The sequence below is a fragment of the Vibrio hepatarius genome, from assembly GCF_043642085.1.
Classification (GTDB): Bacteria; Pseudomonadota; Gammaproteobacteria; order Enterobacterales; family Vibrionaceae; genus Vibrio; species Vibrio hepatarius_C.
On sequence record NZ_JBHZSA010000004.1, the window covers coordinates 548,353 to 562,592 of the forward strand.

Below are 14,240 nucleotides of genomic sequence, written 5' to 3' on the forward strand. Positions count from 1 at the left end.
TTATGAACACTAAGCTCGATCTAAAGTCGCTTAAAGTGCTGGTGGCGGATGATTCTCGTCTGGTGTGTAATTCGATTGCAGTGATCCTTCGAGAAATTGGTTTTATCAGCGGTAATATTATTTGTGCATATAAGCCAATTGACGCTATCAACCATTGCAAAAACTACTGCTTTGACGTGGTGATCTGTGACTATAACTTTAATTCTAAATTGAATGGTTATCAGTTGCTCGATGAACTGCGTCACATGCAGCTTTTAGCCAGCCATGTTTTTTTTGTCTTTTTGACTGGAGAGAATCAACCCAAAATAGTCCGCAGTATTATCGATGGTGAACCAGATGACTACTTATTAAAACCATTTAATAAGCCATTCTTTTCATCAAGGTTATATTCAGGATTACAGCGTAAACAGTCGTTATCGTCTATCTATTCTGCGCTTCATAAACAAAGTTATCAGCTAGCTATAGATGAAGCTGAGTTACTGCAGCCTTTTTTTCCGAAATATGCATTAACAATCGGCACGCTAAAAGCACGTGCATTGATGGCATTAAAAAACTTTGATGAAGCAGTGCAAGAATACGAGTCATTGCTTCAGGTATATGATAACGATTTGCTTAAAGCGCGCATGGCCCATAGTTTGGTTGCGAAAGGTGATCGGGACCGGGCTTGTGAGGTGCTAGCAACACTAGAAAATCAAGAAAACAACCCATACTATCACGATATAAGAGCCTCTATGAGTATCCAAAGTGGCGACTTACCAGATGCGATTTTGCACTTAAAGAAAGCGACATTACTAATGGAAGTGGGGGCAGAGCGAGAGTTGATTATCTCAAATTTGTCTCTCGCGCTTGAACAGTATGAAGATGCATTCAACTACATCAAGCAGTATGCGGAAAAAACGAGAGTACCTACCGTGATAGCGAACATATTTCGTTAAATTACGTACGATGCTTTTTGTATAACTATTCAAACAATGAGCTGTTTAGTAATTTCGAAAGCCAAATTACATTAATGATGCCTAAGATTAATATGCTATCAAAGCTTTCATCGATGGAGTTTCAATATGAACATTATCAATGTGCATATTCATCTGATTCGCAATGAGCTTCGCCAAGCGAACTCGAAGATTATCGAGCTACAGCCGACGGGTGAGTTACACTTTTATGATTACTATCACTATGTCTATCTACTTGATAAATTAGGCCTTAGTCATGAGATAAAATCAGTGCTGCCATATATGCGAAAATCCATTCGAGATGATCAGATTATGCATATCAAACGAAGTCAGGAGCATATGGCTACATGTTTTGAGCTGTTATATTGCGAAAGGCAGCGTAAGATTAATGATATCAAATCAGAGATTGAGAGAATGAACCGGTATCAGGAAAAAGATGGCAATTTATACCTAAATCTCTATATACAGCTCAAAGAGCTCATGCCTAAATCGGTAAAAGTTAACCTCGCTATTATTAAAATGGTTGCTAACAATAATATTGCGATTAATGATTATAGACGCATTGTTAATGTCCTCGCGGATTGCAATCGAGTCGTTATTGCTCAGCTAAGTAATGATGATAAAGTAAGGATGAATTACAAAGACACCTATACAAAAGCGCTTGAAAAGATTGCTTAAGAATTTTCATTGCAACAAGGTCGTCTAGATTATTGTTGCTGAACGACCAGTTCGGTAAACCCAGTGCTTTGGTCGAATTCTCGATCAAAGCTTAAATTGTGATAGCTATGAATGATGAGCTCAGCAGTGGTATCGATTAGACAGCCTTCCACTAAATGTCCGCCAATCACTTCACCATTCTCTTTCGCGACAGAAAGGTGAATGTGTTGGTGATCTGGAGTTAGCGTCCCCATGATCGAAACTATCTCAAGCGGCTCATTCAACTGCAAAGTTTGAGTCGCGCCCGCCAAGCGAATACTGAATTGAGTAAAGCAACCCACGCACGAAGCAATGCTGCCAGCTTGAATTTGATGCTCTTCAACTAAACGTTGAATCGCTAACTTAATATCGTCACCTTTGACAAGGCGCACGGCGATGGGTGTGATCAAAATAGGCCTCTAAATATCAGTTAACAGAGTAGCGTTTTCCAGCCTTCGGAGCTTGGTCAGACTCTTGCTGCTCAGTCGCAGAATTAGAATCCAAATGCACCCATTTAAGCGCGCCATTGGTCTCAAAATCATTGGCTTCTTTGCATACCATGTAGTGCTCCCCAACTTGAAGAATTGCGCCGTCTGAATAAGCCTGATCTTGGTAATAACAGACACGCTTGGCAATCTCAGATGCATTGATACCAATCACGGGTTTTGCCGGAGTGGTGATGATAGTTGCCATGACGGGAGAGACCAGTACCAAGCTTAACCATAATATCGCTATTTTCATATCGAGTGTTGTCCAGAAAAACATTACGCCAACCGTATTGTCCATACCAATTATAGACTTACGATCATTCTTAGTCATTTTTATTAGTGTTAATTAATATATGTTGCGAGTTACATTGCTTAAATTAACTCATTGACTAATAACTATTTAATGTCGATATGAATCATGGAGTAGTAACCGATGGGTCTGCAAATTAGCATTCTAGAAATAATCACTTTAACACGCCATATACAGTCGCTAATGACTAACGTCAGAATAGCCTTGTTGGTATATGAATCGCGTAAGAGTAATCGTATGAAGCTATCAAACCCATTAGATGACAATCTAGCAAATTGTATTGTATTCGGGGCTTATCCCATTGTGTGTGATTCTCTAAAATCTCTGCTAGATGCACACCCCAAGGTTGGTCACGTATATACAATCAGTAATGTTGTTGAGGCTAAGCAACTACTATATAAGGAAAAGCTTAATTTACTCGTCCTTGATGTCGATCCTCCCTTATTCGATGGATTGGATTTTGTTCGACAAGTACGAGCTTCTGGTTACAAGATTAAAGTTCTTTTCTTCTCTTCAAACGAATATGAGACTTGCTCTCGAGAGGCCGAAATGCTCGGTGCTATTGGATACGTATCGAAGCTAGAGACCATGCAAGTGGTGGCTAGGTCGTTAGATATGGTACTGAATGGCTACCGTTGCTTTAAAGGTGTCAGTAGAGAATGTGTCGAGCCAGCACCTACATTATCGGTACGTGAAACAACAGTTTTAAAGTATTTAATGTCAGGTAAAACTAATAAGGATATATCCAATTTAATGTCATTGAGCCCTAAAACCATTAGTACCTACAAAACACGGATTCTGCGCAAGTATGATGCATCAAGCATTATCGAAATAATGAAAATGAAGGCAGTTTGCTAACGACGTGCTATTCAAACTCCAAACTTTCGCTCATAACGCGGCAGCATGCTTTCGTTGCCGAGTATTCCACCTTGGTGTACGTAGATGATGGTCTTGTCTGAATGTTGTTTATACCATGATTGTAGGCACTGCCACATCATTGGATCGTACAGCAGGTCAAATTCAACGTCGGTTTGTTCGAGTAGTTGTTGCCAAACTTGGTAGTCCTGTTGATAGAGCTTGCCGAAATGATGCTTCGTTTCTAGCTCAAGAATGGTCGGAAAGTCAGATTCACCCAGTTCCTTAAATTGCTCAATCAGATACTCTTTTCCCCCCACACATGGGCAAGTGAGTACTTCTATACCATGAGGTTTGAGGTACTTGTGCAAGTATAGAGCGGTTGTCCCAGTTCCTGCAGGGAGTGCAACGACAAACTGATGGCTGGGCTCAAAGCGGCTCCAAGAAAGGATTTCACTAGCAAGTTGGTTGATACCTTGTTTGGAAAGCGTTGTTCGTCCACCTTCTGGGAGTACAAGACAGCGTTGGTCAGGCTGACGTACTTGCTCAATGTAATCGGCTGGATGTAGTTGCGAGTCAGCTACTGGAATCACCTTAGCACCTAGCTCTAATGCGCCACGGTAATTGCCGATAGGTTTATCAATCAACCAACTTGGGATGCGGTCAACATAGAACTCAAACCGCCAACCTTTGATCGCGGCTAGGGCGGCTAGCGAGTAAAGGCTGTTTGCTTGCGCGCTGCCATAACAGATCAAAGTGTCAATGTTTGTGGTTTCTAGTTCTAGCAACGCCATGAACTTACGCGCTTTATTGCCACTAAAATGGCTGTGCAGTTGGTCATCACGCTTAAGAAAAAACGCAATGTCATCAAATTGGTGTTGAGTTACAGGCGTATTGGCAAGTTTCATCGGTTCGAAATATTGGAAAACGGGCGCTTATCTTACTTAATTGTCGGCCGTTAGTATCAAACTAGATCAAACTTTATCGTTGCTATACATCCCCTTGAGTGATGATTTTGAATATCAAACTGCCATTGATAGCGTTGGCATAGGTCATCGACAATTAATAGCCCAAGTCCGTGGCCTTCAGAGTTCGGCGCTTCTTTTAGCCCGGAGCCGTCATCAATAATCATCAGTTGGTCTTTAGAGATATTAACTGTAATTAAGCCTTGCTCAGTGGCCGCAATCGCGTTGCGTAGCAGGTTGCCTAGAATCATGTTTATCACCGGTTCTGTGGCGCGGGTAAGCGGGGAGCTATCAAATGAGAGTTCGATATCCAGATGTTTGCTTGACGCTTGGATGGCATTACTCTCAACAATCGATTCAATCTCTTCTTTAGTTATTTCTCTTAGCGGAGCATCACCAGTATTACGCTCGTAGCGGACAATGGATAGCAGCGCATCGACCATGGTGATCATTTCTTGTGTCGCGTCTTCAATACGCTGTATCTGGCGGCCTTGGAATTCGGTTGATTCAGATCGCATTAGTAGTTTGTTTGCGCCTTTTACCACAGTGAGGGGAGTTCTAAGCTCATGGCTGGCATAGCGAGCAAATGCTTGTTCACGTTTGAGGGTTTGGTTCAACTCAGAGCGGTATTGGTTGAGCCTGTTGGTTAATAAATGAAATTCATGTGCTGATTGCGGTTGGATGGAAAACGCTTGTTCCACATCGATTGAATCTTGATTGAGTTGTTCAGTAATATCGTTTAGTGGTTCGATGAGTCGAATCGATAATCGGTAAAGAATGGTGCCGAACGCAAACATTAATGTCGCGACAAACATCACCACGATGGCGCCTGAATAAACCAACTCATCTACACCGAACTCTACGCGATCGATCAGTGTTAGTAGCACTATAGGTTTAGTGTCACCTTGGTCAGTATATTGGCCTTTGAAGACCATATGTGAGAGAGGGTTAAAATCTTCGCCGACTTCCCCTAGATAGCTTTGCTTTGATTGGAGGAAATCGCGATAATCCTCTGGAACCAAGTTCATCTCATTATATGCGACAGTCAACTCATCCAGTCGTATCGCGCCATTTTCACCATTCAAGAAGCGTTCAACCGCTGCGTCTCGGTCGATAAGAATTCGTCGTTCACCAACCCTATCTTCAGACCACTGCAGGGCAAGGTAAAAGATAAAAAAGCTCACGATACCAACGGCAACAGACACCGCCGTAAAAAAAATCGCTAAGTGGCCAGTAAGGGTCTTGGTGTTGGAGAAAGAGGCGTTGAGCATCAGAATTCCTCTAGACGAAAGCCAATCTTAGGAATGGTGGTCAGCATCGGCTTGGCAAACGGCTTATCTAATTGGTTTCGTAGCTGATAAATGTGGCTGCGAAGAACGTCATTATTGGGTTCACTCTCTTGCCAAAGTTTTTCTGACAGTTCTTGGCGAGTGACCACTTCAGGCGCTTTTTGGCACAGCATTTCCAATATGGTATAGGTGGTTGGATTAAGCGCTAATAGCTTGTCTTCTCGAAACGCTTGGCGAGTTTTCTGATCGATTTTCAAGCTCGCAAACTGCATGACGGTATTAGCCACTTGGCCGCGATAGCGTTTGATCAACGCTTGAATACGCGCTTCTAAGATCTCTAAGTCAAACGGTTTGGTTAAGTAATCGTCTGCGCCATGTTTAAATCCTTTAAGCATATCTTCACGGTTATCCAGCGCAGTAAGCATCAAGACAGGTGTACTTACCCCGGCTTCTCTTAGCTTATTGCAAACCGTTAGGCCATCCATGCGTGGCAGCATTAAATCCAGCAGAATAAGGTCAAACGATCCTTCTAATGCTAGCTGAAGTCCAAGTTCGCCATTATCTGCGTAATCAAGCTCCATCCCTTCACATTCGAAGTAATCAAATAAGATGCCCGCGACTTCACGGTTATCTTCAATCAGCAATACCTTGTTCATAGTCTTCTCTCGATGATTAACGACTTAATGATCTCAATTCAAACGTGGAAAAAACGTGAACAACAAGCTTTCCACATCGCCGTTGTTAAATTGGCTTTCTATCAGCGGTGAGCTCAACCATCGCCTTGAACATCTCGAATCTAAAAGCCAGTAAATAGGGGGCGAATATGGGTATCGTTACTTCTGTTCCAGACTACAAAAACGCGGCTATAACGCTTAGTGTCATCGTGCCATATTTTAATGAGCAAGACGTTTTACCCGAACTGCATGCACGCCTTACCGCCGTGCTAGACCAATTGCCTGATTCTAGTGAGATCATTTATATCGATGATGGTAGCACAGACGATAGTTTACGCCTTGTGAATCGTTTTGAGTCATTAACCTCATCTATCCAAAGTGTTGCCCTTAGCCGTAACTTTGGGAAAGAGTCAGCGATGAGTGCGGGGCTTGAACACAGTAATGGGTTAGCTGTGATTGTGATTGATGCTGACTTGCAAGATCCCCCAGAGTTGATCCCAGAAATGTTGGCCAAATGGCGTGAAGGCTATGACATCGTCAATATGCAGCGTCGTGAAAGGCTGGGTGAAACTTGGTTCAAGCGCCAATCGGCTGCGGCTTTCTATCGTTTACTCAATTCTATGGTTAAGTCTGAAATTCCTGAGAACGTCGGTGATTTTCGTCTTTTGGCTCGAGAGGTCGTTGACCATATCAATGCTTTGCCGGAGCGAAATCGCTATATGAAAGGGATTTTTGCATGGCCGGGGTTTAAGCAGGCCACACTTCAATTTCAGCGTGATGCGCGCTTTTGCGGTGAAACCAAATGGAATTATTTCAAGCTAATCGGTCTTGCCGTTGATGGCATCACCTCATTCTCTATCCGACCACTACGCATTGCAACGGTGCTAGGCAGTTTGATTGCGTTAAGCGCATTTATCTACGGCATGATGATCGTCGCTAAAACCATGCTGTTTGGCGATCCCGTTACCGGTTACCCGTCAATGATGGTGGTCCAACTCGCGCTGGGGGGAATACAACTTTTGTGTGTCGGCGTAATGGGTGAATACATTGGCCGCATTTTTATTGAGACCAAGCAGCGTCCGCTTTACCTCATTCAATCAATCGAAGAAAAACAACCGCAACAAACATTTCAATCAATGGAGAAAAGAGCGTGAATTTCAACCGAGTTCATCTATGGGCAATTTTAGGTGCCGCGCTGTTTATTCGGCTATTAAGCCTGGGCGCATACCCACTCATGGACACCACAGAGGCTAGGTATGGCGAGATGGCGCGCTTGATGATCGAAACCGGCAACTGGGTCACCCCGCAGTTTGACTATGGAGTGCCATTTTGGGGTAAGCCGCCACTGTTTACCTGGATGAGCGCCTATGGCATCGAAGCCTTTGGCGTGAACGAGTTCGCGGTACGCGTCCCTCATTGGCTTGCTGGAATTGTTGTTATTGTGATGATGGCAATGTTTGCTCGTCGGATGGGCTATAGCGGGCTTATCACAGCGCTGGTTCTTGCGACGTGCGGCATTTTCTCCATTGCAGCAGGCGCTGTTATGACGGATATGGCTCTGACATTGGGTATGACGATTGCGATGATCGGCTTTTATCTATGTTGGCTCAGCTATGAACAACAAAAGCCGAATCAAGCGTGGGGTTATATAGGCTTCTTTGGCCTTGCTATTGGATTGCTAGCGAAAGGGCCTTTAGTCATCGTCCTGATGGGGTTAGCCGTTTTTCCTTGGTTAGTTATTCAGCATGGTTTGTTAGGTGCATTTAAACAGTTATGGCGTCGTTTCCCGATCGTATTCGGCACACTATTGATGTTGGTGATTGCTCTGCCTTGGTATGTGATGGCTGAAAACGCTACTCCAGGGTTTATTGATTACTTCATTGTTGGCGAACACTTTAAACGCTTTTTAGTCAGTGGTTGGGAAGGGGATTTGTATGGCAGTGCCCATGATGAAGTTCGTGGCACTATTTGGCTGTTCTGGGCTTATTCAGCTGCGCCTTGGTCGATCGTTTTACCTGCTCTATTGTGGTTTAAACGTAAAGCGTTAGGTTCCGCTATTTCTGTAAAAAATGGTTTATTGAGCTTGTTAATTTTGTGGCTGATAGCGCCACTCATTCTATTCACCTTCTCAGGCAATATTCTTCCTGCTTACGTGTTACCGGGGATCCCAGCCTTAGGGGTACTTATCGCGATCCTTGTTTCTGATATAACCGGAGATCCTAAGTGGTTTAAAGTGGTGGCGAGTATCGTTCCTGTATTGCTGATTGCAGCAGTAAGCTATATCCAATTGGGTACAGGCGATAAGAAAAGTGACAAGGTGATTTTTTCCATGGCGGATCCTAGTGTCGAAACTTATTACGTGGGAAAAAGACCATTCTCTGGCCAGTTTTACAGCTATGGGAAAGCGAAGCAATTGACCGATGAATCTGTGCTGGACTCGTTAGAAAAAGTCCAACTGATTGGACACAAAGAGGAAGTTAATCTACTTGTACAAGAGAAGTCACTAAACTGCATCATAGAGTTTACGTCGAAAAGTCGCCGTTCTCTTTATAGATGCGAGGCTAATTAATGGCGCATCGACTACTGAAATTCGCACTAGTAGGAGGCATCGGCTTTATCGCCGATGCTGCCGTGTTTTCGCTGTGTTTTTATCTGTTTGAAATTCCGCTTATCACCAGCAGGCTAATTGCCTTTCTTATCGCCGCCACCGTGACTTGGTTTGGCAATCGAACTTTTACATTTGCAAGCCAAGACCGTGAATTAGCTAAGCAATGGCTTAAATTTATCAGCGTTGCGAGTATATCCGCTATTCCTAATTTTCTCGCCTTTAAAGCAGTGGTGTTGGTGCTTGGTGAAACGGGTGTGATGCCGATGATAGCGTTGGTTGTAGGCGTGTTAGTCGGGATGGTGAGTAACTACCTGTTTAGCGCATTATGGGTGTTCAAAAAAGCACATAAGTAACGACGGAATAAAAAAAGCCCAGAGCAAGTATGCTCTGGGCGGATACAAAAAACATAGGAGTTAATAAGAAAAAGCAGCGTAAATTAGTAGCCTCAGTAAGAAAACAAGTTTGACGGCCTGTAAACTTATGGGTTGTCCAAACCCTGAATGCTCTGCTAACTACACTTAGTAAGACTCGGCCTTTTCCAATCAGTTCCCTTCAATTTTAAAAAAAATTAAATTTTTCTTCATCTCAACAAGTTACACGCGCTGGTCGGACCAATGCGCAAAAGTGTGATGTTAATAACTTGTTGCTTTGGTGTTTCGAATGTATATTTTCAAACAGTTGTTTAATACGAGTGATTGAAATGCCAGTGAGAAATTCTACTAAAGAGAAAATCCTTGATGTTGCTGAGGCTCTATTTGCAGAACATGGCTTCAAAGATACCTCTCTGCGTACGATTACCAGTAAAGCGGGCGTTAACCTTGCATCGGTTAACTACCATTTTGGTGATAAGAAAACGTTAGTAAGAGCGGTACTCAATCGGTACCTAGAAGCGTTTATGCCAGCAGTGCAAGATGCGCTAATAAATCTGAACTTAAATGATCAATACGAGATGGCGGATGTATTTGAGTCATTGAGAGGGCCGCTGCGTAATCTTAATGACGTCAGACCAAATGGAACCAGCCGTTTTATGTTGTTGATTGGGCGCGGCTATACCGATGTGCAAGGCCATTTGCGTTGGTTCATAACTACTCGTTACTCAGAAGCTTTAACGCTGTTTACCCAATCGGTAATGAAGGCCAACCCGAAATTGACTCAAGAAGAATTGTTTTGGCGTTTGCATTTCACCTTAGGGACATGCGTTTTCACCATGGCTTCTAGCCAAGCACTGTTGGAAATCGCTGAAAACGACTATGGAAAAGCGATGGACGCTAAGTCTGTTGTAGACCAACTGATTCCATTTTTAGCAGCCGGAGTGGCTGCTGAATAAAACGAAAATCTATACCTATATAAAACAATAATATTGGACCACCAAATAGTGAACAAAAGGATCTGATTATGGGCTCTCTACGAAGAAAATGGGTAAGCGACCCTGCTTTCAAAATGTTTAAGAAAGTACTACCACCGCTATCAAGCACTGAAAAAGAAGCAATGGAAGCGGGGAGTGTTTGGTGGGATGGAGAGCTGTTCTCAGGTCGTCCAGACTTTACTAAGCTTCACCAATACCCTAAACCAACGCTTACAGCAGAAGAGCAATCGTTTATGGATAACGAGCTGCAAACCCTGCTTGAAATGTTGGATGATCATAAGATTGTTAAAGAAGATCGCGATTTGCCAGAAGAAGTTTGGCAGTACCTACGCAAAGAGCGTTTCTTCTCTTTAATCATTTCAAAAGAATACGGCGGTCGTCAGTTCTCATCACTGGCGAACTCGACCATCGTAACCAAAATCGCGACTCGCAGTATCAGTGCTGCGGTATCGGTTATGGTTCCTAACTCGCTTGGCCCAGGTGAGCTTCTGTCTCACTATGGTACTCAAGAGCAAAAAGATTACTGGTTGCCACGTCTAGCTGACGGTACTGATATCCCATGTTTTGCATTGACTGGCCCTGAAGCAGGTTCGGATGCGGGTGGTATTCCGGATGACGGTATTGTTTGTTACGGCGAGCACGAAGGCAAAGAAGTATTGGGTATTCGCCTGAACTGGAACAAACGCTACATTACCTTAGCACCTGTGGCTACGGTACTTGGTCTTGCATTTAAGATGTACGATCCAGATGGTTTAATGGGTGATAAGAAAGAGCTTGGTATCACTTGTGCACTTATTCCTGCAGATCACAAGGGTGTAGAAATCGGTGAGCGCCATGACCCACTTGGTCTAGCATTTATGAATGGTCCAACGCGCGGTAAAGACGTATTCATCCCAATGGAATGGCTCATCGGTGGTCAAGACTATGCTGGTAAAGGCTGGCGTATGCTGGTGGAATGTCTATCGGCTGGCCGTGGTATTTCACTACCAGCATTGGGTACAGCAATTGGCCACCTTACGGCTCGTACAACTGGTGCTTACTCTTACGTTCGTAAGCAGTTTGGCATGTCGATTGGTAAGTTTGAAGGTGTTGCAGAATCCCTAGGTCGCATTGGTGGTTTAACCTACCTATTGGAAGCGACACGAACGCTAACAACTACTTCATTGGACCTAAAAGAAAAGCCGGGCATCGTCACTGCAATTGCTAAGTACCATATGACTGAAATGGCGCGTACGATTCTAAATGATTCAATGGATATTCATTCTGGTCGCGCAATTCAAGATGGCCCGATGAACTATCTGGCGGCGCCTTATCTAGGTATTCCAGTTGCAATCACGGTAGAAGGTGCAAACATCTTAACTCGGAACCTGATGATCTTTGGTCAAGGTGCGACACGTTGTCACCCATACGTACTGAAAGAAATGGAAGCGGCAGCCAACCCAGATGAAAAGCAAGGCGCTAAAGAGTTTGATGACTTGCTGTTCAAACATATCAAACATGCGATGGGTAATACCTTTGGTGCGTTTGGTGCAGCACTAACAGGTTCTCGCTTTGTTAAAGCTGACATGTCAGGACCAACTCAAGGTTACTACAAAGATATGACTCGCTTGAGCCGTGCGCTTGCGGTGAGTGCTGATATCGCGATGGCGACGTTGGGTGGCGATCTCAAACGTAAAGAGATGATCTCCGCGCGTTTAGGTGATGCCCTAGCTTACCTCTACATGGCGTCAGCGGCGCTGAAGAAATACGAAGATGAAGGTCGTCAGCAGCAAGATCTTGATTACGTGCACTACGCAGTTCAGCATTGTCTACACAACGGTGCAAAATCACTGCAAGAAGCATTCAGTAACTATCCACAAAAGGCGGTGGGTCGCTTACTTAAAGTGATCATCTTCCCGCTGGGTAACCACTTTGCTAAGCCAAGTGATGATCTTACTGTGAAGCTGGCAGAAAGCTTGATGACACCGGGAGCACATCGCGACAGACTGACTCACCTATGCTTTGCCGGTCAAGACGAAAATGACAGTGTTGGCCTAATGGAAAATGCATTCTTGGCAATGTATGACATTAAGAGCTTAGAGCGTAAACTGATGCGCGCTGCGAAAGAGGGTAAAGTCGCTCGTAAAGGTCTATTAATGGATAGACTTGCGCAAGCGCTAGAAGCCGACGTACTGACTCAGGAAGAAGTGGACAAGATTGTTGCAGCTGACAAATTACGCTACAAAGCAATCCAAGTTGACCACTTTAGTCATGATATGAGCGAAGTTCGTACTCATGAAACATCAAAAAAGTCTAAAGCAAAACTGGACAGCGTCGCTTAAAGTGGGCGGATTCCGCTTTCGTTGAACAATAATTAGGCACTTAATAGTAAAGGCACCCAATTGGGTGTCTTTTTGTTATCTGAGGGCCAAGTATTGGTTTAAAGTGCTCCAACCACTTGCACTTTAGCGACATTTTTACAGAAATTAGATGCGATCTCATGATGAAACTTTTATTCTAGCGGGGTTATTTAAAGGAAGTTGAATATGATCATCAAACCTAGAATTCGCGGATTTATCTGTACTACTACGCATCCAGTAGGCTGTGAAGCTAACGTAAAAGAACAAATTGCTTACACAAAAGCACAAGGCCCAATCAAAGACGCACCTAAGCGTGTACTTGTTGTGGGTGCATCAAGTGGCTACGGTCTATCTTCTCGTATCGCTGCGGCATTTGGTGGCGGTGCTTCAACTATCGGTGTTTTCTTCGAAAAAGAAGGCACAGAGAAAAAGCCAGGTACAGCGGGTTTCTACAACTCTGTTGCATTTGAAAAGCTCGCACGTGAAGAAGGTCTATACGCAAAAAGTCTAAATGGCGATGCGTTCTCTAACGAAGCGAAACAGAAAACAATCGACCTTATCAAAGAAGACCTAGGTCAGATCGATATGGTGGTTTACTCGCTAGCGTCTCCAGTACGTAAAATGCCAGAAACGGGGGAAGTGATTCGTTCTTCACTGAAACCAATCGGTGATACGTACACATCTACAGCGGTAGACACAAACAAAGACGTGATCATCGAAGCAAGTGTTGAGCCAGCAACTGAAGAAGAGATCAAAGACACTGTTACTGTAATGGGCGGTGAAGATTGGGAACTTTGGATCAATGCGCTGTCTGAAGCGGGTGTTCTAGCTGACGGTTGTAAGACGGTAGCATACAGCTACATCGGTACTGAGCTAACTTGGCCAATCTACTGGGATGGTGCACTAGGTAAAGCGAAGATGGACCTAGATCGCGCAGCGACTGCTCTTAACGACAAGCTTTCTGCAACTGGCGGTACGGCTAACGTAGCGGTACTTAAGTCTGTAGTCACTCAAGCTTCTTCTGCTATTCCTGTAATGCCACTGTACATTGCGATGGTATTTAAGAAGATGCGTGAGCAAGGTGTACACGAAGGCTGTATGGAACAGATCTTCCGTATGTTCAGCCAGCGTCTATACAAAGAAGATGGTTCAGCGCCAGAAGTAGATGACAAGAACCGTCTACGTCTAGATGACTGGGAACTGCGTGATGACATCCAAGAGCATTGTCGCAACCTATGGCCACAAATCACGTCTGAAAACCTAAAAGAGCTAACTGACTACGTTGAGTATAAAGAAGAGTTCTTGAAACTATTCGGCTTTGGCGTTGAAGGTGTTGATTACGACGCTGATGTAAACCCAGACTACAAAGCAGACTTCATTGCTATCTAATTGAAAGCATGAATTCTAAAATAAAATCCGGCGCCTAGACGTCGGATTTTTTGTTTTAGTTATACCGAAACTTCACAGCCATAGACTAACAATCAAGCGTCATTCCATAGAGCGACGAAGGAGTGAGTAGGGAATCTTTAATTGTTTTCTACTCACTATAAGAGATCCCCAACTCGTTCGTTCCTCTCTCTGAGGGTGATTAATGCTTAATAAAAAAGGCCAGCAACAATGCTTAATGCCATTCGGATAAGCGCTAACGCTTATACCTAAACGGATATTTGGTCGGAACAAAGAGGACTGAACGTGGA

General features: G+C 43.8%; 14 protein-coding genes. 9 read left to right on the forward strand and 5 right to left on the reverse strand.

Annotated elements, in window-relative coordinates; translation table 11 throughout:
• Window positions 1-2: 2 nt before the first annotated feature.
• Both ACHUFZ_RS11775 and ACHUFZ_RS11780 read left to right on the forward strand, forming a co-directional pair.
• The gene (locus ACHUFZ_RS11775; RefSeq protein ID WP_394127318.1) at window positions 3-935 is read left to right on the forward strand and encodes a response regulator; all 933 of its coding nucleotides are present in this window, start codon (window positions 3-5) and stop codon (window positions 933-935) included.
• Between the two features lie 126 nt (window positions 936-1,061).
• Complete coding sequence (locus tag ACHUFZ_RS11780) at window positions 1,062-1,631, forward strand: hypothetical protein (RefSeq protein WP_394127319.1); 570 nt, start codon at window positions 1,062-1,064, stop codon at window positions 1,629-1,631.
• Between the two features lie 29 nt (window positions 1,632-1,660).
• Here the strand turns inward: ACHUFZ_RS11780 and ACHUFZ_RS11785 are convergent, their stop codons facing one another.
• Together ACHUFZ_RS11785 and ACHUFZ_RS11790 are read right to left on the reverse strand one after the other, a co-directional pair.
• Entirely contained in the window at window positions 1,661-2,059 is a 399-nt protein-coding gene (locus tag ACHUFZ_RS11785) for a PPC domain-containing DNA-binding protein (protein WP_394127320.1), read from the reverse strand.
• 16 nt (window positions 2,060-2,075) lie between these two features.
• The gene (locus ACHUFZ_RS11790) at window positions 2,076-2,390 is read right to left on the reverse strand and encodes a DUF1496 domain-containing protein (protein WP_394127341.1); all 315 of its coding nucleotides are present in this window, start codon (window positions 2,388-2,390) and stop codon (window positions 2,076-2,078) included.
• 294 nt (window positions 2,391-2,684) lie between these two features.
• On the opposite strand from ACHUFZ_RS11790, the gene ACHUFZ_RS11795 reads away from it, so the two are divergent.
• Entirely contained in the window at window positions 2,685-3,305 is a 621-nt protein-coding gene (locus ACHUFZ_RS11795) for a LuxR C-terminal-related transcriptional regulator (protein ID WP_394127321.1), read from the forward strand.
• An 11-nt stretch (window positions 3,306-3,316) separates the two neighbouring features.
• Here ACHUFZ_RS11795 and ACHUFZ_RS11800 read toward each other — a convergent pair whose 3' ends face one another.
• The 3 genes from ACHUFZ_RS11800 to ACHUFZ_RS11810 are packed head-to-tail and all read right to left on the reverse strand — an operon-like array spanning window position 3,317 to window position 6,212.
• Window positions 3,317-4,210, reverse strand: coding sequence for a pyridoxal-phosphate dependent enzyme (locus ACHUFZ_RS11800; RefSeq protein WP_394127322.1), 894 nt, complete (start codon window positions 4,208-4,210; stop codon window positions 3,317-3,319).
• A 56-nt stretch (window positions 4,211-4,266) separates the two neighbouring features.
• Complete coding sequence (locus tag ACHUFZ_RS11805; RefSeq protein ID WP_394127323.1) at window positions 4,267-5,538, reverse strand: sensor histidine kinase; 1,272 nt, start codon at window positions 5,536-5,538, stop codon at window positions 4,267-4,269.
• Window positions 5,538-6,212 (reverse strand): response regulator transcription factor, encoded by a 675-nt coding sequence (locus ACHUFZ_RS11810; RefSeq protein ID WP_394127324.1) that lies wholly within the window; start codon window positions 6,210-6,212, stop codon window positions 5,538-5,540. Before ACHUFZ_RS11810 ends, ACHUFZ_RS11805 begins: the two co-directional genes overlap by 1 nt.
• A gap of 167 nt (window positions 6,213-6,379) precedes the next feature.
• On the opposite strand from ACHUFZ_RS11810, the gene ACHUFZ_RS11815 reads away from it, so the two are divergent.
• From ACHUFZ_RS11815 to fabV, 6 genes are all read left to right on the forward strand, one after another.
• A complete protein-coding gene (locus tag ACHUFZ_RS11815) occupies window positions 6,380-7,384 on the forward strand; it encodes a glycosyltransferase family 2 protein (protein ID WP_394127325.1) in 1,005 nt (334 codons plus the stop codon).
• Complete coding sequence (locus ACHUFZ_RS11820) at window positions 7,381-8,799, forward strand: ArnT family glycosyltransferase (RefSeq protein ID WP_394127326.1); 1,419 nt, start codon at window positions 7,381-7,383, stop codon at window positions 8,797-8,799. The genes ACHUFZ_RS11815 and ACHUFZ_RS11820 overlap by 4 nt, the downstream gene beginning before the upstream one ends.
• Window positions 8,799-9,191, forward strand: a complete 393-nt coding sequence (locus tag ACHUFZ_RS11825) for a GtrA family protein (protein ID WP_394127327.1) — start codon at window positions 8,799-8,801, stop codon at window positions 9,189-9,191. Before ACHUFZ_RS11820 ends, ACHUFZ_RS11825 begins: the two co-directional genes overlap by 1 nt.
• Window positions 9,192-9,538: 347 nt before the next feature.
• The gene (psrA, locus tag ACHUFZ_RS11830) at window positions 9,539-10,165 is read left to right on the forward strand and encodes a TetR family transcriptional repressor PsrA (RefSeq protein ID WP_394127328.1); all 627 of its coding nucleotides are present in this window, start codon (window positions 9,539-9,541) and stop codon (window positions 10,163-10,165) included.
• 68 nt (window positions 10,166-10,233) lie between these two features.
• Window positions 10,234-12,525, forward strand: coding sequence for an acyl-CoA dehydrogenase (locus ACHUFZ_RS11835; RefSeq protein ID WP_394127329.1), 2,292 nt, complete (start codon window positions 10,234-10,236; stop codon window positions 12,523-12,525).
• Between the two features lie 204 nt (window positions 12,526-12,729).
• On the forward strand, window positions 12,730-13,932 hold the full coding sequence (gene fabV, locus ACHUFZ_RS11840; protein WP_394127330.1) for an enoyl-ACP reductase FabV: 1,203 nt from the start codon (window positions 12,730-12,732) through the stop codon (window positions 13,930-13,932).
• Window positions 13,933-14,240: the final 308 nt, after the last annotated feature.

What these genes read in the sequence shown, in the direction of transcription:
- ACHUFZ_RS11825 (WP_394127327.1), top strand. Translation starts at nt 8,799, where the DNA reads ATGGCGCATCGACTACTGAAATTCGCACTAGTAGGAGGCATCGGCTTT.
- ACHUFZ_RS11795 (WP_394127321.1), top strand. Translation starts at nt 2,685, where the DNA reads ATGAAGCTATCAAACCCATTAGATGACAATCTAGCAAATTGTATTGTA.
- ACHUFZ_RS11805 (WP_394127323.1), bottom strand. Translation starts at nt 5,538, where the DNA reads ATGCTCAACGCCTCTTTCTCCAACACCAAGACCCTTACTGGCCACTTA.
- ACHUFZ_RS11835 (WP_394127329.1), top strand. Translation starts at nt 10,234, where the DNA reads ATGGGCTCTCTACGAAGAAAATGGGTAAGCGACCCTGCTTTCAAAATG.
- ACHUFZ_RS11780 (WP_394127319.1), top strand. Translation starts at nt 1,062, where the DNA reads ATGAACATTATCAATGTGCATATTCATCTGATTCGCAATGAGCTTCGC.
- ACHUFZ_RS11815 (WP_394127325.1), top strand. Translation starts at nt 6,380, where the DNA reads ATGGGTATCGTTACTTCTGTTCCAGACTACAAAAACGCGGCTATAACG.
- psrA (WP_394127328.1), top strand. Translation starts at nt 9,539, where the DNA reads ATGCCAGTGAGAAATTCTACTAAAGAGAAAATCCTTGATGTTGCTGAG.
- fabV (WP_394127330.1), top strand. Translation starts at nt 12,730, where the DNA reads ATGATCATCAAACCTAGAATTCGCGGATTTATCTGTACTACTACGCAT.
- ACHUFZ_RS11810 (WP_394127324.1), bottom strand. Translation starts at nt 6,212, where the DNA reads ATGAACAAGGTATTGCTGATTGAAGATAACCGTGAAGTCGCGGGCATC.
- ACHUFZ_RS11790 (WP_394127341.1), bottom strand. Translation starts at nt 2,390, where the DNA reads ATGAAAATAGCGATATTATGGTTAAGCTTGGTACTGGTCTCTCCCGTC.
- ACHUFZ_RS11775 (WP_394127318.1), top strand. Translation starts at nt 3, where the DNA reads ATGAACACTAAGCTCGATCTAAAGTCGCTTAAAGTGCTGGTGGCGGAT.
- ACHUFZ_RS11800 (WP_394127322.1), bottom strand. Translation starts at nt 4,210, where the DNA reads ATGAAACTTGCCAATACGCCTGTAACTCAACACCAATTTGATGACATT.